Annotated in this window: 15 protein-coding genes; 11 read left to right on the top strand and 4 right to left on the bottom strand. The window is 70.6% G+C overall.

The genetic code is table 11. The features are described 5' to 3' along the window. Nucleotides 1–133: 133 nt before the first annotated feature. Complete coding sequence (locus ABT114_RS09025) at nucleotides 134–1,384, top strand: GNAT family N-acetyltransferase (RefSeq protein WP_351140178.1); 1,251 nt, start codon at nucleotides 134–136, stop codon at nucleotides 1,382–1,384. A 132-nt stretch (nucleotides 1,385–1,516) separates the two neighbouring features. Here the strand turns inward: ABT114_RS09025 and ABT114_RS09020 are convergent, their stop codons facing one another. Both ABT114_RS09020 and ABT114_RS09015 read right to left on the bottom strand, forming a co-directional pair. Continuing rightward, on the bottom strand, nucleotides 1,517–2,326 hold the full coding sequence (locus tag ABT114_RS09020) for an Fpg/Nei family DNA glycosylase (RefSeq protein ID WP_351140177.1): 810 nt from the start codon (nucleotides 2,324–2,326) through the stop codon (nucleotides 1,517–1,519). 85 nt (nucleotides 2,327–2,411) lie between these two features. Then, complete coding sequence (locus ABT114_RS09015; RefSeq protein ID WP_351140176.1) at nucleotides 2,412–2,897, bottom strand: ribose-5-phosphate isomerase; 486 nt, start codon at nucleotides 2,895–2,897, stop codon at nucleotides 2,412–2,414. A gap of 206 nt (nucleotides 2,898–3,103) precedes the next feature. Between ABT114_RS09015 and ABT114_RS09010 the strand changes: the two genes are divergently transcribed. Further along, nucleotides 3,104–4,579 (top strand): amino acid permease, encoded by a 1,476-nt coding sequence (locus ABT114_RS09010; protein WP_351140175.1) that lies wholly within the window; start codon nucleotides 3,104–3,106, stop codon nucleotides 4,577–4,579. Between the two features lie 63 nt (nucleotides 4,580–4,642). Here ABT114_RS09010 and ABT114_RS09005 read toward each other — a convergent pair whose 3' ends face one another. Beyond that, nucleotides 4,643–6,793 carry a serine/threonine-protein kinase gene (locus ABT114_RS09005; protein ID WP_502988185.1) on the bottom strand — a complete coding sequence of 717 codons (2,151 nt, stop codon included), beginning with the start codon at nucleotides 6,791–6,793 and terminating at the stop codon, nucleotides 4,643–4,645. A 285-nt stretch (nucleotides 6,794–7,078) separates the two neighbouring features. Between ABT114_RS09005 and ABT114_RS09000 the strand changes: the two genes are divergently transcribed. Next, a complete protein-coding gene (locus ABT114_RS09000) occupies nucleotides 7,079–7,786 on the top strand; it encodes an LPXTG cell wall anchor domain-containing protein (RefSeq protein ID WP_351140173.1) in 708 nt (235 codons plus the stop codon). 158 nt (nucleotides 7,787–7,944) lie between these two features. On the opposite strand, the gene ABT114_RS08995 is transcribed toward ABT114_RS09000, so the two are convergent. Further along, the gene (locus tag ABT114_RS08995) at nucleotides 7,945–8,529 is read right to left on the bottom strand and encodes a biotin transporter BioY (RefSeq protein ID WP_351140171.1); all 585 of its coding nucleotides are present in this window, start codon (nucleotides 8,527–8,529) and stop codon (nucleotides 7,945–7,947) included. Nucleotides 8,530–8,998: 469 nt separating this feature from the next. Between ABT114_RS08995 and ABT114_RS08990 the strand changes: the two genes are divergently transcribed. The 8 genes from ABT114_RS08990 to ABT114_RS08955 all read left to right on the top strand — a co-directional run bounded on the left by ABT114_RS08990 (nucleotide 8,999) and on the right by ABT114_RS08955 (nucleotide 19,138). Then, entirely contained in the window at nucleotides 8,999–10,198 is a 1,200-nt protein-coding gene (locus tag ABT114_RS08990) for an ROK family protein (protein ID WP_351140169.1), read from the top strand. A gap of 224 nt (nucleotides 10,199–10,422) precedes the next feature. After that, on the top strand, nucleotides 10,423–11,490 hold the full coding sequence (locus ABT114_RS08985) for an ABC transporter substrate-binding protein (RefSeq protein WP_351140167.1): 1,068 nt from the start codon (nucleotides 10,423–10,425) through the stop codon (nucleotides 11,488–11,490). A gap of 8 nt (nucleotides 11,491–11,498) precedes the next feature. Further along, nucleotides 11,499–12,338 carry an ABC transporter permease gene (locus ABT114_RS08980; RefSeq protein ID WP_351140165.1) on the top strand — a complete coding sequence of 280 codons (840 nt, stop codon included), beginning with the start codon at nucleotides 11,499–11,501 and terminating at the stop codon, nucleotides 12,336–12,338. Continuing rightward, nucleotides 12,314–13,048: an ABC transporter ATP-binding protein gene (locus ABT114_RS08975; protein WP_351140163.1), complete on the top strand. Its 735-nt coding sequence runs from the start codon at nucleotides 12,314–12,316 to the stop codon at nucleotides 13,046–13,048. The genes ABT114_RS08980 and ABT114_RS08975 overlap by 25 nt, the downstream gene beginning before the upstream one ends. Continuing rightward, complete coding sequence (locus ABT114_RS08970) at nucleotides 13,045–14,385, top strand: LLM class flavin-dependent oxidoreductase (protein ID WP_351140161.1); 1,341 nt, start codon at nucleotides 13,045–13,047, stop codon at nucleotides 14,383–14,385. The genes ABT114_RS08975 and ABT114_RS08970 overlap by 4 nt, the downstream gene beginning before the upstream one ends. Nucleotides 14,386–14,399: 14 nt before the next feature. After that, nucleotides 14,400–15,296: a TauD/TfdA dioxygenase family protein gene (locus ABT114_RS08965; RefSeq protein ID WP_351140159.1), complete on the top strand. Its 897-nt coding sequence runs from the start codon at nucleotides 14,400–14,402 to the stop codon at nucleotides 15,294–15,296. A 130-nt stretch (nucleotides 15,297–15,426) separates the two neighbouring features. Further along, complete coding sequence (locus tag ABT114_RS08960) at nucleotides 15,427–16,809, top strand: amino acid permease (RefSeq protein ID WP_351140157.1); 1,383 nt, start codon at nucleotides 15,427–15,429, stop codon at nucleotides 16,807–16,809. 142 nt (nucleotides 16,810–16,951) lie between these two features. Further along, nucleotides 16,952–19,138, top strand: coding sequence for an MMPL family transporter (locus ABT114_RS08955; protein ID WP_351140155.1), 2,187 nt, complete (start codon nucleotides 16,952–16,954; stop codon nucleotides 19,136–19,138).

Genomic DNA, 19,138 nt, shown 5'->3' with positions numbered 1-19,138 from the left:
TGCTTGGCACGGGAGGTCCCACTTGTCCCCCGTCCGAGGTTGAACTTCACAGTGAACTTCACGGAAAGCCGTTGCGCTGCGGGCATGGAGAAATTCGTTCGCTCGTCCCGCCTTGCCCTGGTACGCATGGTTCATGGCGACTGACTTGCCCGACGGGGCGACCGACCTGCGGGTGCTGCGGCAGGACGACTGGGATCAGTGGTACGGCAACCTGCTGCGCGCCTTCGGCGGTGGTGAGGAGTCGGCCGAGGAGCGGGAGTTGTGGCGCGAGCTCGCCGACTTCGACCGTTCGCTGGGGGCGTGGGACGGGGACCGGTGTGTGGGTTCGGCGGGGGCGTTCGCCTTCCGGGTGACCGTGCCGGGCGGCGCTTCGGTGCCCGCGGCGGGCGTCACGATGGTCGGCGTGGCCGCCACGCACCGCCGGCGCGGCATTCTGACGTCGATGATGCGGCGGCAGCTGGACGACGTACGGGCGTGGGGCGAGCCGCTGGCGGTGCTCACCGCGTCCGAGCCCGCGATCTACGGGCGGTTCGGCTACGCCCCGGCGACCTTCGGTCTCAGCGCCGAGATCGACACCGGTCGGGTACGGCTGTCCGTGCCGGACGGTACCGATGCCGTACGTCTGCGCTACGAGCAGCCGGCGGACGCTCTGGACGTGTGCGAGTCCGTGTACGCGCGGACGGTGCTCTCCCGTGCGGGCATGCCGGCCCGGCAGCCCGGCTGGGAGCGGGTGGGGCTGCTCGACTCGGAGCACGAGCGGGGCGGGGCATCACCGCTCCAGTGCGTGGTCGCCGAGCGGGACGGGGAGCCCACCGGGTACGCCCGCTTCCGGGTCAAGCTGGAGTGGACGGACACCGGGCACAACGGCCAGGTGGTCCTTCAGGACCTGGCGGCGCTCGATCCGGCGACGGACGCGGCCCTGTGGCGCTTCCTGTTCGGCATCGACCTGACGACCTCGCTGAAGGTGCGCGGGCGGCCCGTCGACGAGGCCTGGCAGCACCAGGTGTCCGACATCCGGCGGTGCCGGCTGCAGGTGCGGGACTCGCTGCACCTGCGGCTGGTGGATGTCGGGGCGGCGCTGGAGGCGCGGACCTACCAGGCGCCGGTGGACGTGGTGTTCGAGGTCGAGGACGCGTTCTGCCCGTGGAATTCGGGGCGTTGGCGGCTGACGGGGGACACCAAGGGGGCGTCGTGCGCTCGCACGACGGATGCGGCTGATCTCGCCTTGTCCGTACGGGAGTTGGGAGCGGTGTATCTCGGCGGGGTGTCGCTGGCTTCGCTGGCGGGGGCCGGGCGGGTGCGGGAGATACGGCGGGGGGCGCTGGCCGAGGCTTCGGTGGGGTTCGGGGCGTTGGTGGCGCCCTGGCTGCCGCACGGGTTCTAGGAGCTGTCCGGTGCGGCACAGCCCCGCAAGGGGCGCGGGGCTGTGTCGATATGCGGCTCCGCCGCGTGGGCGCGACCAGCCCCCACCGGCCCGCAGGATCGTCACCGCGTTTCCAGCGGAGCGCTTGGCGCGTCACCGTCTCTGGCAGGTCGGGCACCAGAAGAGGTTGCGGGCGGCGAGGTCGGCGGTGCGGATCTCGCCGCCGCAGATGTGGCAGGGGCGGTTGGCGCGGCGGTAGACGTAGACCTCGCCGCCGTGGTCGTCGACGCGGGGCGGGCGGCCCATCGCCTCCGGGGTGTGTTCCGGGCGGACCGTGTCGATGCGGTTGTGGCGGACGCCCTCGCGCATGAGCTCGACCAGGTCGGTCCAGATCGTGTCCCACTCGGCGGGGGTGATGTCCTTGCCGGCGCGGTACGGGTCGATGCGGTGCCGGAAGAGGGCCTCGGCGCGGTAGACGTTGCCCACGCCGGCGATGATCTTCTGGTCCATGAGGAGGGCGGCGATCGTCGTACGGCTGCGGCGGATGCGGGCGTACGCGGCTGCCGGGTCGGCGTCCTCGCGGAGGGGGTCGGGGCCGAGGCGGTCGTGTATCGCCTGCTTCTCGGCGCGCGTGATCAGGGCGCAGGTGGTGGGTCCGCGGAGGTCGACGTACGCGGTGTCGTTGGCGAGGCGGAGGCGCACGGTGTCCGTGGGCGGAGGCGCGGGGGCGTCGCCGAAGCCGACCTTGCCGAAGAGACCGAGGTGGATATGGATCCAGTCGGCGTCCCGGAAGCCCAGGAACAGGTGCTTTCCGTGGGCGTCGGTGGTGTTCAGGGGAGTGCCGTCGAGAAGTGCGGCGGCGTCGCTGAACTTGCCCTGGGGACTTGAGACGCGCGCCGCCCGGCCGGAGAAACGCGCGGCGTAGTCCTGCGCGAGCCGGTGAATCGTGTGCCCCTCTGGCACGTGACCTCGTCCTTTCCACCCACCCGCCCGTCTCGGTCCTCGTCCTTCGACGAGGACCGAGACGGGCGGGTCTCGAAAAACCTGCCTACTGCTGCGGGTGGTGTGCCGGGATCGGCGGGAGGTCGCCCGTCGTCTCGTAGCCGGACAGCATGTCGATGCGGCGGATGTGACGCTCGTCACCGGAGAACGGGGTGTTGAGGAAGGTCTCGACGAACTTCGTCGCCTCCTCCTCCGTGTGCATGCGCGCGCCCACCGCGATCACGTTCGCGTTGTTGTGCTGGCGGCCGAGGGACGCCGTCTCCTCGCTCCAGGCGAGAGCCGCCCGTGCGCCCTTCACCTTGTTCGCGGCGATCTGCTCGCCGTTGCCGGAGCCGCCGATCACGATGCCGAGGGAGTCGGGGTCCGCGACCGTCAGCTCCGCGGCGCGGAGGCAGAAGGGCGGGTAGTCGTCCTGGGCGTCGTAGATGTGGGGGCCGCAGTCGACGGGGTCGTGACCCGCCGCCTTGAGCCATTCGACGAGGTGGTTCTTGAGTTCGAAGCCCGCATGGTCGGAGCCGAGATACACGCGCATGGGACGAGTGTGACACGGGTGTTGCGGGGCAGCAGCCCCGGGTGCCGCAGCGGAAAAGTGTGAGCAACACTACAGAACCTCAGGGAAACCTCAAGTAACAATCCGGAATCAAAGGTTCCCGAATTCCTGAGCCTCAGTTTCACTGGTCCAACTCGTACACCGCTCGTACGGGAGCCCCCCTCAAGCGGCGCAAAGGAAATCCATCCATGACTTCGCAGCCGACCCTGACGAAGGCCGGAAGCGGCCAGGGAGACCCCGGAGAACCCGGTCCCGGTCTCCACGCCGGTCTCAAGAACCGCCACCTTTCGATGATCGCCATTGGTGGTGTCATCGGCGCCGGCCTGTTCGTCGGTTCCAGTTCCGGTATTGCCACCGCCGGACCCGGCATTCTCCTGTCGTACGCCCTCGTCGGCACGCTCGTCGTGCTGGTGATGCGGATGCTCGGTGAGATGTCCGCGGCCAATCCGACGTCCGGTTCCTTCTCCGCCCACGCCGACCGGGCGCTCGGCCGTTGGGCCGGTTTCTCCATCGGCTGGCTCTACTGGTTCTTCTGGGTCGTCGTGCTGGCCGTGGAGGCCACCGCCGGCGCCAAGATCCTGGAGTCGTGGATTCCCGGCGTGCCCCAGTGGGGGTGGGCGCTGATCGTGATGGTGGTGCTGACCGCCACCAACCTCGTCTCCGTCGGCTCCTACGGCGAGTTCGAGTTCTGGTTCGCCGGGATCAAGGTCGTGGCGATCGGTGCGTTCATCGTCATCGGCGCGCTGGCCGTCTTCGGCGTGCTGCCCGGCGCGCACACCGACAAGGCCGGCCTCGGCAACCTCACCGACCACGGCGGGTTCCTGCCCCACGGGCCCGGCGCGATCCTCACCGGTGTGCTGCTCGTCGTCTTCTCCTTCATGGGCAGCGAGATCGCCACGCTGGCCGCCGGTGAGTCCGAGAACCCGCAGCGGGCCGTCACGAAGTCGACCAACAGCATCATCTGGCGTATCGGCGTCTTCTACCTCGGCTCGATCCTCGTGGTCGTCTCGCTGCTGCCGTGGAACGACCCCTCCATCAAGAAGGACGGCTCGTACGTCGCCGCCCTCGACTCGCTCGGTATCGCGCACGCCGGTCAGATCATGAACTTCATCGTGCTGACCTCGGTGCTGTCCTGTCTCAACTCCGGCCTCTACACGGCCTCCCGCATGGCCTTCTCGCTCGGCCGGCGGGGCGACGCGCCGAAGGCCTTCGCGCGGACCACGTCCCGCGGTGTGCCGATGGCGGCGATCATCGCCTCCGTCCTCTTCGGCTTCGTCGCCGTGTTCTTCAACTACAAGTTCCCGGACTCGGTCTTCCTCTTCCTGGTGAACTCCAGTGGTGCGGTGGCCCTCTTCGTGTGGCTGGTGATCTGCTTCTCGCAGCTGCGCATGCGGAAGATCATCCAGGCCGAGGCGCCGGAGAAGCTGGTCGTGAAGATGTGGCTGTACCCGTACCTGACCTGGGCGACGGCCGCGCTGATCGTGTTCGTCCTCGGCTACATGCTGACCGACACCGAGGGTGAGAGCAGCGGGCGTACGACCGTGCTGCTGTCGCTGCTGGTCGCGGCGGTCGTGATCGTGATCGCCGTGGTGAAGGAGAAGGTCCGAGGCTCTCGCCAGGCTGCGGTGGCCGAGGTCAAGACCGACGAGGTGTCCGTGGGCTGACGCCCGCGGCCTCATCGCCGTGCGTGAGGGGAGGGAGCCCGCGGGTTCCCTCCCCTCACGCGTTCAAAGGACCGTGAAGTCGTCCTTGACCTGGTTGTACGTCTTCACCGCCTGGGGCTCGATCTCCGGCTGGTACCAGGTGTTGATCTGGTACGACTTCCCGTTCGCGTTGAAGCCCAGCAGGCTGGCGTGCCACTGGGTGCCCTGGAGGGTGAAGGTGTACTCCCAGACGACCGCCGGGTTGCCGCGGAACGTCGTCTCCTCCAGGCGGATCTTGCGGTAGCCCTGGCCCTGGTGGGCGTTCTGCTCCGAGGTCTGCCAGGTGTCCATCAGGTCGCCGCGGGCCAGGGAGGACTTGGCCACGAGCTCCTGTTTGCCGTCGGGTGAGGTGTAGTGCACCTCGGCGCCCGTCTTCACGTCCCTCCGCCAGCCCTTGGGCGTCACCCACGCGAACCCGCCGGCCTCCTGGTGCGCGCCCGGCGGCAGGCTCGGGGGCCGGTAAGTGCCCTCGACCGTGGACGAGGGGGTGCCGGTCGGGGCCGAGGCCGACACGGACGTCTGTGGTGAGGCCGACGGTGCGGAGGTGTCTGCCCCGGTGTCGTCGGGCGAGGACGCCGTCGCCAGGACGATCCCGACGACCGCTCCCGCGGTGACCACGCCTACGGCGGCGACAAGGGCCGCCGTACGGCGCCGGCCGCCTCGCGCCGGGGTGGACGGGCGGACGGGACCTGGCAGCTCGCCCGGGCCGGGCACCGGCACCGGGCGCCGCTCCGTCTCCGCCTGCGCCCGAGCCAGGGAGACGCCTGTGCCCATGGCGTTGCTGAGGGACGTCTCGGAACGCTCCGTGGAGGAGTTGGGGGTGCGGGGGGCGGGAGGTTCGGTGTGTTCGGTGCGGGTGGCGGTTTCGTGGAGCGCGGGTGCGGGTCGCGCTTCCTCGGTGGGCGCCGGGCTCTGCGGCGGGGTCGCGTCCTGTACGGGGGCGGGGGCGGGCTGCCTGGGGTCACGCGGGGCGTCCACAAAGGCCGGCGTGGGCTTCTCCCCGGGAGCCCACGGAAGGACTCGGGTCGCCGGCTCCGACACCGGTGTCTGCCGGCGAGGCAGCGCCTCGGGGTCGGGGGCGGGCACCGGGGTGGCCCCTGAGGGCGCCTCGGGGGCGGGCAAGGGACCGGACTGCGGGTCGGGGGCGGGCAATGGCCCGTACCGCGGCTCGGAACTGGGCAACGGTTCCGACTGTGGCTCGGAACCGGGCAACGGTTCCGACTGCGGCTCGGAACCGGGCAACGGTTCCGACTGCGGCTCGGAACCAGGCAACGGTCCCGACTGGGGCTCGGGGGCGGGCGGATGTGCGCGTGCGGAGGGGGAGACGGAGGGGGTCCCGGACACGGGCGCGGGGGGAGAGAGGGGTCCGGACTCGGGCGCTGGATACGCGACCGGTTGCAGGGCGGATTCCACGTCCTGCAGGGACGGGCGTGCCGACGGGTCCTTCTCCAGGAGCGCGGCCAGGATGTCGCGCAGCGGGCCCGCTGCGGCGGGGAGTTCGGGCTCCTCGTAGAGGACCGCGTGCAGGGTCGCCAGGGTCGTGTCCCGGGAGAAGGGGGAGCGGCCGCCCAGGGCCGCGCAGAGGGTCGCGCCCAGGGACCAGACGTCGGACGGCGGGCCCTGGCGGCGGCCGGAGATCCGTTCGGGCGCCATGTAGTCGGGTGAGCCGACCAGCATGCCGACCATGGTGAGCGCCTTCGCGTCCTGGATCGCGGCGATGCCGAAGTCCGTCAGGACGACGCGTCGTCCGCCGGTCTCCACCAGGACGTTGCCCGGTTTGATGTCACGGTGCAGCACGCCCCCGGCATGCACCTGCCGCAGTGCCGCGACCAGGCCGAGGCCGATGCGGGCCGTCTCACGCGGGCTCAGTGGGCCGTCCTCCACCATGACCCGTTCCAGGGAGCGGCCGGCCACCAACTCCATGACGATCCACAGGCGTTCGCCCTCGTCCACCACGTCGTACACGCGCACGACCTGAGGGTGGTCGATCCGGGCCGTCGCCCGGGCCTCGCGCAGTGTGCGCTCGCGGCGGGTGCGGGTGTCCTCCGCGTCGAGTCCGTCGATGCGCATCTCCTTGACGGCGACCAGGCGGTCGAGCATTTCATCGACGGCCCGCCACACCCGCCCCATTCCGCCCTGACCGATACTTTCGACCAGCCGATAGCGCCCCGTCACCAGCAGCCCTGGAACACCGCCGCTCCTCGTGTTTCCTGCGTTCCCCGCGCTTCCCTCATCTCCCCCGTTTCCCGCATTACTCGAGTTTCGCGCGTTTCCCGAGTTCCCCTGCAATCCGCTGCACCCCCCTCACCGGCAGTCCGGTCGGTCTCCCCTGACACACAATGGTCACACTTGGTGCCGTACCAGCATAGTGCGGAGAAATCTTGTGGTACCTCTTCAAGTACTGCGGATTCAGGCGCAGTCCAGGGGGACCCAAGGGGGACGAACATGAGTTCTCGCCGAATGACGGCCATTGCGGGATCGCTGGTCACGGCATCTTTCTCGGCCGTGATGATCCTTCCGTTCACGGCCACCGCCGATGACCAGGGACCGGGCAGCAGCAAGGGGGGAAAGGCCGTTGACGAGGCACCGGCGGGCGTGAAGCTGACCACGCTGCTGCCGGAGAAGATCTCGGTCGACAACAGTTCGAAGAAGACGGCGATTACCGCCACGGTGAAGAACGAAGGGACCAAGGAAAGCGGCGACATCAGGCTTTGGGTGGTCGGTTTCGACGGCCTCGAGGTCACGAACGTTCAGGGTTGCTCGGCGATCGCGGAAAAGGATCTGCCGCCGGGTTCGAACAGCGGTTTCAGTTGCGCCGTCGGCAATCTCGCGGCGGGCAAGTCGAAGTCGTACGACGTGTCCGCGACGTACGACCTGAGCAAGACCGGGAAGATCTGCCTGCCCGTTCAGACCACCGACGGGAAGAAGACCTTCTGGCAGCAGGGGCCGGTCCCGTTCGGCACGACGAACCCGTCGCCGAACGCCCCTGCCACCCCGCTGCTGCTCGGCACCGACAACCAGCCCGTGGCGCCGGGGGGTGACGAGCTGCCCAAGACTGGCGTAGGACGCGACGTCCTACCGCTGGGCGCGGCCGGCACGGCACTCGTCGCGGCGGGTGCGGCCGGGCTGTGGTGGTCGCGGCGGTCGCCGCGCGCGCGGCAGAACTGAGCGAGCGCGGGGATTGCGTGACCGGGGGCCGGGGTGCGGGAGCGCCCCGGCCCCTGCGCGGCCACCAGTACGACGCCGAAACGGCGAAGAGGCTCGCCGAGCTCAAGTCGCGGTACGACCCGGCGACCCGGCGAACCTCTTCCGCAGGAGTTACGGCGTCAGCGCTTGATCAGCTTCCAGGCGGCGGGCAGCGCGCCCATCGCCAGGGCCGCCTTCAGGGCGTCGCCGATCAGGAACGGGGTGAGGCCGGCCGCGATCGCGGCGGAGGCGGTCATGCCGGTGGCGAGGGCCAGGTAGGGGACGCCGACGGCGTAGATGATCGCCTCGCCGAGCAGCATCGTGCCCGCCATGCGCAGGACGGAGCGGTCGGCGCCGCGGCGGGCCAGGGCGCCCACGACGCCGGCCGCGAGCAGCATGCCGAGGATGTAGCCGAAGGACGGCGCGGCGGAGCCGGAGGTGCCGTCGGCGAACCACGGCATGCCCGCCACACCCGCCAGCGCGTACACGGCGAGCGCGAGGAAGCCGCGGCGGGCACCGAGGGTGGTGCCCACCAGCAGGGCGGCGAAGGTCTGGCCGGTCACCGGGACCGGGGAGCCCGGGACGGGGACCGAGATCTGGGCCGCGAGGCCGGTGAGCGCGGCGCCGCCGAGCACGAGGGCGATGTCCCGGACGCGGGAGGCGGGGAGGAGGTCGGCAAGGACCTGTCCGGGGCGGGCGGTTGCAGTGGCGGCAGCGGTGCTCATGGGGACTCCGCGGGGTGAGGGCAGCGAGGGACATCGTGACGCTATCCCAGCGATCACGGGGTGATCACCGTCAGCGCCCGACAAAGGGTGGATCGGGGGCTTGGTGGGCTTCACACAAAGGGCGTTGGTTACACGCGGTACGGCGTGATGCCGGTCACTGAGGTCGGGTGGTTCGGGCAACGAGGGCGGTGCCACGGCCGTCTGTAGGGTTTCGCCAATGCGGGTGAGGGGCGCTGTGGGTGCCGTCTCGCCCGTCGGTCGCCGTCTGGGCAGCGGTCGGCCGCTTTGCTAGCTTCGAACGCATGGTTGCCCAGGCCCGGTACTTCTCGTCGCGTCGCTATGTCGACCTGCGACGCCAGGGCACGGCCACCTGTCGCCTCTCCAGGTGAGGCGGCGGAGCGATCCGGCAGGCGCCTCACGTCAGCACAGACGGCGCAGTGTCGGACCGGCTCCCTGAGGAAGATGCCCCATGCCCCGTACCGCGGCACCCACCCTGACGTCCCCCGTCCCCCGTGTCGCCGACAGCGACCGGCGCCGTACCAGCGCCAGTGTCGTCCTGCGGTCGGTGCTGGAGCACGGGCCGGTCGCGCGCAGCACCATCGCCCGGCTGACCGGGCTGTCCCCGGCGTCCGTGACCGACCACTGTGCCCGGCTCGCCGGGCTCGGACTCATCCGCGAGGCCGCGGCGCCCCTGCGGTCCAAGGGTGTGGGGCGCCCGCATGTGCCCGTGGACCTGGACGACTCCCGGTTCGTGGTGGGCGGGGTGCATGTGGCGGTGCCGTACACCACGGTCGCGCTGCTCGATCTGCGCGGGCGGGTGGTGGCGGAGCGGCGGCTGAAGCACGAGCGTACGGATCCCGGGTGGGTGCTGGCGCGGGCCGCCGACGGGCTGGGGGCGCTGCTGGCCGGGGCTCCGGGCAGCCGGGCCGTGGGGGTCGGGGTCGCGGCCGGCGGGTGGGTGGACCGGGACTCCGGGACCATCGTCGAGCACCCGATGCTGGGCTGGCACGAGGTGGCGGTCCGGGAGGCGATCGGCGCGCGCACCCGGCTGCCGGTCCATGTGGACGGGCACGCGCGGGCGTTGGTCAACGCGGAGAGGCTGTTCGGGCGGGCCAGGGGCAGCCGGAGCGTGCTGCACCTGTTCGTCGGCAACATGGTCGACGCGGCGTTCGCCACCAACGACGAGGTGCACCACGGGCCCCGCTCGCAGGCGGGGGCGATCGCCCATCTCCCGGTCCCCGGCGGCACCGAGCCGTGCGCCTGCGGGCGGACCGGCTGCCTCCAGGCCGAGTTGAGCGAGCGGACGCTGTGCCGGCGGGCCCGGGAGGCGGGGGTCGTGGACGGGGTGAACCCGATGCACGTGGTCGCCGCCGCGGCCGCCGGTGATCCGGTCGCCGTACGACTGCTGGTGGAGCGGGCCCGGACGACCGGACGGGCGGTCGGGCTGCTGCTCGACGTGCTCAACCCGGAGAGCGTCGTCGTCACCGAGGTGGGGTTCATGCACCGGGAGGACTGCCTCGTCGCGCTGCGGGAGGAGGTCGGCCCGGCCCGTTCGGGGTCCGTTTCGCCGACCAGTTTCCCGGAATCCGTGCTCGCCGTGGCAGGCGGTTCGGTCGCTCTGGACGTGCTCTATCGGGACCCTTTGGCTGCGCCACCTGACCTTAATTAATTCAGAAACTCGGAATGTTGACAGGAGTCGCGCATGGCCAGGAACATCCTGTTCATGAGCCTGCCCAGGAGCTGTCGCACCCTCTGTTGCTGACGCGTTGACGCGCCCAGAGCGCCTACTTCCTCCTGCGCCCCTTCCCCTTCTCGGGATTTCTCCGGTCCGGAATTCCACTCTGCCCGGAATTTCGCCTGCTTTCGTGCCATGTGAACTCAGGGAGTACTCCCATGCCTTCTCTGCCCGCGTCCGGTGTCGACCGACGTCTCTTCCTCTCCTCCGTGCTCGGTGCCGCAGCCGCTGTGGCCGGCCTCAGCGGCTGCGCCGAATCCAGCGCCGCGACCGGCAGCAAGGGCGCCTCGGCGGCCCCGCTCGCCGACAAGGTCCCGGCCGGTACCAGCCTGAAGATCGCCTCGTACCAGAACGTCCAGCAGCTCCAGTTCAAGCTCGCGAAGCTGCCCAAGCTGCCGTTCACGGTGTCGAGCTGGCTGAACATCGGGGCCGGCCCGGATGTCATCAACGCTTTCCGGGCCAAGTCCCTGGACCTGGCGAACAACGCGGGGATCCCGCCGATCCAGGCGCACTACCAGGGCTTCGACGCCAAGATCGTCGCGATCAATGTCACCCGCAGGCCGAACTACGTCTTCGCCACCAAGCCCGGCAGCGACATCCGGACGGTCGCGGACTTCAGGGGCAAGAAGCTCGCCTTCTCGCAGGGGCAGGCCCAAGGAGTCGTCCTGCTGCGGGCGCTGAAGAAGGCGGGCCTGAAGTACGACGACGTCAAGCTCGTCCCGCTGACCAGCAACCAGTTCCTCACCGCCCTCCAGTCCGGCCAGGTCGACATCGCCCCGCTCAGCAACAACCAGTCGCCGGCCTATCTGAAGCAGTACGAGTCCAAGGGCGCCCGCACCATCACCACCGACGTCGTCGACCTGCTCAACCTGCTGTGGGCGCCGGTCTCGGTGCTCAACGACTCCGCGAAGGCCGCCGCGGTCGCCGCGTACATCCCGCAGTGGGCGCAGGGCCAGGTCTGGCAGTACGAGAACCCCGACACCTGGAACGAGGAGTTCTACGTCAAGACGCAGAACCTGACCCTCCCGCAGGCCCGGTCGATCACCGCGCTCGCCAACAAGCCGCTGTTCCCGCCGAGCTGGGCCGAGGCGATCAAGTGGGAGCAGGAGACCGCCGATCTGCTCGCGGAGGGCGGCTTCGTGAAGGAGTTCAAGGTCGACTCGCTCTTCGACCACCGCTTCGAGGGCATCGCCGCGCGGTCCGTACCCGCGGAATACCGGAAGTGACGGCCGCCATGACCACGACCGTGAGTACGGCGCCCGTCGTCGCCGAGAAAGCCCCGCGGGCGCGCCGCAGGCGCCGCGCCCTCACCCCCGGCAGGCGGCTGCCCGCCACCCGGCTCCTCGGCCCCGCCCTGCTGATCGTCCTGTGGGCCGCCGCGTCCGCCGCCGGCCGGCTGGACCCCGGGGCGATCCCGGCGCCCTGGACGGTCCTGAAGACCGGCGTCCACCTGTGGACCGACGGGACGCTGACCACCGACATCCTCACCTCGCTGGAGCGCGCCGCGTACGGCTTCGCGATCGGCCTGACCGCCGGGGTGGTGCTCGCGCTGGCGTCCGGGCTCAGCCGGACCGGGGAGGCGCTGATCGACGGGACGGTGCAGCTCAACCGGGCGATCCCGCCCCTCGGTCTGATCCCGCTGTTCATCCTCTGGCTGGGCATCGGCGAGACCTTCAAGATCTCGATCATCGCGATCGTCGTCTACATCCCGATCTACCTGAACACGCATGCCGCGCTGTCCGGCATCGACCACCGGTTCGTCGAACTCGCCGAGGTGCAGGGCCTGTCGAGGTGGGCCTTCATCCGCCAGGTCGTCGTCCCCGGCGCGCTGCCCGGCTTCTTCGTCGGGCTGCGGCTCGGGGTGACCGGCTCCTGGCTGGGCCTGGTCGTCCTGGAGCAGATCAACGCCACCAGCGGCCTCGGCTACATGATGTTCCAGGCGCAGAACTACGGCCAGTCGGACGTCATCCTCGTCGGCCTGGCGGTGTACGGCATCTTCGGTCTCGTCTCCGACAGCGCGGTCCGTCTCATCGAACGGAGGGTGCTGTCGTGGCGCCGCACACTGAGCAACTGACCCGTCCGGCCGTCCAGCTGCGCGGCCTGACCCGGTCCTTCGAGGGCCGTACTGTCCTCGACGGCATCGACCTGGACCTTCCCGCCGGCCAGTTCACCGCCCTGCTCGGGCACAGCGGCTCCGGCAAGAGCACGCTGTTGCGGGCCGTCGCCGGCCTCGACCACAACGTCGCCGGAAGCGGTCAGCTCACCGCCCCGGAACGGGTGTCCGTGGTCTTCCAGGACTCCCGGCTGCTGCCCTGGCGGCGGATCCTCGACAACGTGCTCCTCGGCCTCGACGGCAAGGAGGCGGCGCGGAAGGGCCGCGACGCCCTCGCCGAAGTGGGACTGAAGGGCCGCGAACGGGCCTGGCCCAACGAGCTGTCCGGCGGCGAGGCACAGCGCGCCGCCCTGGCCCGCTCGCTGGTGCGCGAGCCCGAACTGCTCCTCGCCGACGAACCGTTCGGCGCGCTGGACGCCCTCACCCGGATCAAGATGCACAACCTGCTGCGCGAGCTGTGGGAGCGCCACCGGCCGTCCGTACTGCTCGTCACCCACGACGTGGACGAGGCGATCGTGCTCGCCGACCGGATTCTCGTCCTCGACCAGGGCCGTATCGGCCTCGACCTGTCCATCGACCGACCACACCCGCGCTCCTACCGGGACCCGCTGCTCGGCGAGTACCGGGAGCGGCTGCTCGCCGCCCTGGGCGTGACGGAGGACCACGCATGACCCGGCACCTGCACCTGAACGCGTTCCTGATGAACACCGGCCACCACGAGGCGTCCTGGCGGCTCCCCGAGAGCGACCCCTACGCCCACGTCCAGCTGGAGCACTACGTCCACCTGGCCCGGATCGCCGAACGCGGCACCTTCGACTCCCTCTTCCTCGCCGACGGCCCCCAGCTGTGGAACAGCGTGGGCCAGCGTCCCTCGGGCGCCCTGGAACCGCTCACGCTCCTCACCGCCCTGGCGACGGCGACCCGGCACATCGGCCTGATCGCCACGGCCTCCACCTCCTACAACTCCCCCTACAACCTGGCCCGCAAGTTCGCCTCCCTCGACATCATCAGCGGCGGCCGGGCGGGCTGGAACATCGTCACCACCGCGGGCGCCGAGGCCGCCCGCAACTTCGGCCTGGACGCCGAGCCCGCCCACGCGGAGCGCTACGCCCGCGCCGCCGAGTTCCTCGACGTGGCCCTCAAGCTGTGGGACAGCTGGGAGGACGACACGATCGTCGCCGACAAGGCGGGCGGCGTCTGGGGCGACGACGCCAAGATCCACCCGCCCCGGCACAGAGGGACGTACTTCAGCGTCGAGGGCGCCCTCAACGTGCCGCGTACGCCGCAGGGTTACCCGCTCCTCGTGCAGGCGGGATCGAGCGAGGACGGCAAGCGGTTCGCGGCCCGGTACGCGGAGGCGGTGTTCACCGCCCAGCAGACGCTGAAGGACGCGCAGGACTTCTACGCCGACCTCAAGTCCCGTACCCGGCAGGCCGGCCGCGACCCCGACCACATCAAGGTGCTGCCCGGCATCGTCCCGGTCATCGGCTCGACAGAGGCCGAGGCCCGGGCCGCCGAGCAGGTGCTGGAGGACCACATCGTGTACAGGCACGGGGTGGGCCGCCTGGAGAACCTGCTGCACCTGGAGCCGGGCACCCTCGAACTCGACGCCCCGCTCCCCGCCGACCTGCCGCCGGAGAGCGCGATCGAGGGCGCGAAGAGCCGCTACACGCTCGTGGTGGAGCTGGCCCGGCGCGAACGCCTCACCGTCCGGCAGCTCATCGGGCGCCTCGGCGGCGGCCGCGGGCACCTCACCTTCGCCGGTACGCCCGAGCAGGTCGCCGACGCGATCGAGGAGTGGTTCACCCAGGGCGCCGCCGACGGCTTCAACATCATGCCCGCGGTGCTGCCCTCCGGCCTCGACGCCTTCGTCGACCACGTCGTCCCGATCCTGCGCGCCCGCGGCCTGCTCCGCACGGAATACGGGCCGCGGCAGACCCTGCGGGAGCGCTACGGCCTCCCGCGCCCCGCCAACCAGTACGTCAACGTCGCACCCGCACTCGTCTGAAAGGAACGGCAGCCATGGCCGACATCCAGATCCGCAAGGTCACCGCGAACATCGGCGCCCAGATCTCCGGCGTCGACATCACCAAGCCGCTCGACGAGGAGACCGCCGCCGCCCTGCGCGAGGCGCTCAACGCCCACAAGGCCCTCGTCTTCGACGCGGAGGGCCTCGACGACGAGGGCCAGCAGGCCTTCGCCCGCAGCTTCGGGGACGTCACCACCGCCCACCCGACAGTGGCCGCCGTCGACGGTGCCCCGAACGTGCTGCCCGTCGACAGCGAACGCGGCCGGGCCGCCAACCACTGGCACACGGACGTCACCTTCGTCCTCAACCCGCCGCAGGCCAGCACCCTGCGCAGCCTCACGATTCCGCCGTACGGCGGCGAGACCCTGATCGCCAGCTCGGCGGCGGCCTACCGCGACCTGCCCGAGTCGCTGCGCCGGCTCGCGGACACCCTGTGGGCGGAGCACACCAACGACTACGACTACGCCGTACCGGAGGAGGAGATCGACGAGGAGCAGGCCGCCCAGCGCGCCCAGTTCACGTCGATCAAGTACCGCACGGTCCACCCGGTGGTCCGCGTCCACCCGCTGACCGGTGAGCGCGGGCTGTTCATCGGCGGCTTCGCGCAGCGCATCGTAGGCCTGTCGCCGGGCGAGTCCCGCAAGATCCTCGACCTGCTGCAGGCGTACGTGACCCGGCCGGAGAACATCCTGCGCCACCGGTGGTCGGAGAACCAGCTGGTCCTGTTCGACAACCGCATCACCCAGCACTACGCCGTCGACAACTACGACGGCCTGCCGCGCCGCCTGCACCGGGTGACCGTCGCCGGTGACGTGCCGGTCGGCATCGAGGGCAAGGAGAGCTACTCGATCCAGGGGGACGCCTCGCACTACACGACCGTGGCGGCGTAACCGCGGATTACCGCGGATTCACCCTGCGTACAGCCGGTGTCCGGATACTGGGCGGCCCCTTCGCGTGAGCGGACGGGCTGCCCAGACTGTGGGAGTTTTTGCCCACCTATCGCACTGGACGAGCCGCGCCATGCCCAGCAGCACCGCAGTCGAGTCACCCCCGCAGACGGACGACTCCGCCCTGTCCCACGGTCTCAAGCAGCGCCACCTTTCGATGATCGCCCTCGGCGGTGTCATCGGCGCCGGCCTGTTCGTCGGTTCCGGCGCGGGCATCGCCGCCGCCGGGCCGTCGATCGTCATCGCCTACACCGTCTCCGGCCTCCTCGTGATGCTGGTGATGCGGATGCTCGGCGAGATGTCCGCCGCCTACCCGTCCTCGGGTTCCTTCTCCGCGCACGCCGAGCGGGCGATCGGCCCCTGGGCGGGCTTCGCGGCGGGCTGGTCCTTCTGGGTGCTGCTGTGCACGGCCGTCGGCCTGGAGGGCATGGGCGCCGCGAAGATCGTCACGAGTTGGCTGCCCGGGACGCCGGAGTGGGCCTGGGTGGCCCTCTTCATGGTGGTCTTCCTCGCCACGAACCTCGCCGCGGTGAAGAACTTCGGCGAGTTCGAGTTCTGGTTCGCCGCGCTGAAGGTGGGCGCGATCTCCCTGTTCCTGATCCTCGGTGTCCTCGCGATCGCCGGGGTCCTGCCCGGCACGGACTCCCCGGGCGCCTCGAACCTCACCGACTTCCTCCCGCACGGCGGCAACGGCCTGATCATCGGCCTGCTCGCCTCCGTCTTCGCCTACGGCGGCCTGGAGACGGTCACCATCGCGGCGGCCGAGTCGGAGAACCCGGTCAAGGGCGTGGCGAGCGCCGTCCGCACGGCGATGTGGCGCATCGCGCTGTTCTACATCGGCTCGATGGCGGTCATCGTGACCCTGGTCCCCTGGGACTCGAAGGAGGTCGTCGAGAAGGGCCCGTACGTCGCCGCCCTGGACCACGTCGGCATCCCGGGCGCCGGCCAGCTCATGAACGTCGTGGTCCTGGTGGCCCTCCTGTCGGCGATGAACGCCAACATCTACGGCTCCTCGCGCATCGCCTACTCCCTGGTCGAGCGTGGGCAGGGCCCCAAGGTGCTGGCCAAGGTGTCCGGCGGAGTCCCGCGGATCGCGGTGCTCGTGTCCTGCGTGTTCGGCTTCGTGTGCGTGCTGCTCAGCTACTGGCGGCCCAATGACGTCTTCCCCTGGCTGCTGAACATGATCGGCGCGGTCATCCTCGTCGTCTGGATCTTCATCGCGGTCTCCCAGCTGCTGCTGCGCCGCCGCGTGGAGCGTGAGAGCCCGGAGAAGCTGGTCGTGCGGATGTGGGCGTTCCCGGTACTGACCTGGGTGGCGCTGGCCGGCATGGCAGCGATCTTCGTCCTCATGGCCCGCGAGCCCGACACCCGCGTGCAGCTGTACTCGACGGGCGGGATGACGCTGGTCCTGGCGGCCGTCGGGTACGCCTGGCAGCGGGCGCGCGCCAGGAGCTGACGCCGACAGGCACGAGGGAAACCCCCGCGAGGACGTGACGCGTGGGGGTTTTCCACACCCGCCGTGTCCACCGATCGGTGGACGGCAAGTTCAACCGAGCACCCGTGTCCCCCAACTGCCCTGCTCAGCGAGGCTTTTGGGCATGAGAACACTGACTGTACGCATGGCGCGCTCAAGCGCGCGGCACCCCTGGCGGGCGCTCCTGGGCTGGCTGTTGTTCGTGGCGCTGTGCCTGGGAGCCGGCAGTGCCGTCGGCACCAACAGCGCGAAGACGGCCGACTACCGGGTCGGCGAGGCCGGCCGGGCCGAGGCCATGGCCGCCGAGGGGCAGCTGGAGCGCCTGTCCGCCGAGCAGGTGCTGATCTCGGCCCGCTCCGGCGCCCTGGACGAGCGGGCCGCCGCCTCCGCCGCAACGGACCTCACCGCCCGGATGAAGCGGCTGCCCGAGGTCGCGGACGTGGCCGCCCCGGTACGGTCCTCCGACGGCCGCGTCCTCATGGTCGAGGTGTCCGTCAAGGGCGAGGAACGGGACGCGAAGGACAAGGTCGACGCGCTGGTCGCGCAGACCGAGGCCGTACAGAAGGACCATCCGGAGCTGCTGCTCGAAGAGACCGGCAGTCCCTCCATCAGCAAGGGAGTCGACCAGCAGCGCGGCGACGACCTGGCGCTCTCCGAGAAGATCACGCTGCCGGTCACGCTGGTCACCCTGCTGGTCGTGTTCGGCTCGCTCACCATGGCCGCGGTACCGCTGCTGCTGGCGCTGTCGTCGATCGCGGCGGCCGTCGGGCTGGCGATGGTCGCCTCGCATCTCTCCCCCGACGCCGGGGTGGGCACGAACGTCATCCTCATGATCGGCCTCGCGGTCGGCGTGGACTACACGCTCTTCTATCTGAAGCGGGAGCGGGAGGAGCGGGCCCGCTCGGGTGGCCGGCTGAGTTCGGAGGCGCTGGTGGAGCTGGCGGCGGCGACCTCGGGTCACGCGGTGGTGGTGTCCGGGCTCGCGGTCGTCGCCTCCACCGCAACGCTGTACCTGGCCTCGGACGTGATCTTCTCCTCGCTCGCGACCGGCACGGTCGTGGTCGTCCTGGTCGCGGTGGCCAGCTCGCTGACCGCGCTGCCCGCCCTGCTCACCGTGCTCGGCAGGCGGGCCGAGCGCAGGGCCCGGCGGCGGGCGGAGCGCGGGAAGCCGGCCCGGCGGACCCGTAAGCCGGAGGACGGCGGCCGGTTCTGGACGGCGCTGCTGCGGCCCGCCGCCCGGCATCCGCTCGCCACTCTCTGCGCCTCGGTCCTCGCCCTGCTCGCCCTCGTCCTGCCGCTGTCCGGCCTGAACATCACGGAGATGAGCCGGGACACGCACTCACGCGAGATCCCCGCGATGCGGGTGTACGACCGGCTCAACGCCGCGTTCCCGGAGCACCGGGTCACCCACCAGGTCGTCGTACGCGCCGACGCCTCGCGCGCCGCGGAGGTCACCGCAGCGCTGCGCGAGCTCGCCGAACGCGCCGACGCCGACCCGCTGTTCGCGGGCGCCTCACGGATCCGGACCTCCGCCGACCACCGGTTCAGCACGCTGGAGCTGAGGGTGCCGTACCTCGGTGACTCGCCGCAGGCGTACGACTCCCTGGACCGCCTCCGCGACGACTACCTGCCCGCCACCGTCGGCCGGGTCGCGGGCGCCGAGTACGGCGTGAGCGGCGACGTGGCCCGCTACACCGACTATCCCGCCCACCAGAACAGCAAACTCCCCCTGGTCCTCGGGGCGTTGCTGCTGGTGACCTTCCTGATGACCCTGTACGCGTTCCGCTCCGTCGTCCTCGGCCTGATCGGCGTCGTACTGAACCTGCTGTCGGCGGCGGCCGCGCTCGGCCTGCTCGTCCTCGTCTTCCAGCACACCTGGGCCGAGGGGCTGCTCGACTTCCACTCCACCGGCTCCATCGGCTCGCGCGTACCGCTGTTCCTCTTCGTGATCCTTTTCGGGCTGTCCATGGACTACCAGGTGTTCGTGGTCAGCCGGATCAGGGAGGCGGTGCTCGCCGGAACGCCCACCCGGCAGGCGGTGCTCGACGGGGTCCGGCGCTCGGCGAGCGTGGTGACCAGTGCCGCGGTGGTGATGACGACCGTCTTCGTGAGCTTCGTCTTCCTGCACATCATCGAGATGAAGCAGATCGGCTTCGTGCTCGCGGCGGCCGTCCTGCTCGACGCGTTCGTCGTCCGTGTGCTCATCCTGCCGTCGGCGCTGCTGCTGCTCGGCGAGCGGACCTGGTGGCCGGTACGGCCGGCCCAGCGTCCCGAACCCGCCCCCGAGAACACCCTGGTCGACGTACGTTGA

The sequence above is a fragment of the Streptomyces sp. NPDC002088 genome, from assembly GCF_040296605.1.
Taxonomy (GTDB): Bacteria; Actinomycetota; Actinomycetes; order Streptomycetales; family Streptomycetaceae; genus Streptomyces.
This window is presented reverse-complemented; position numbering and strand designations above follow the sequence as displayed.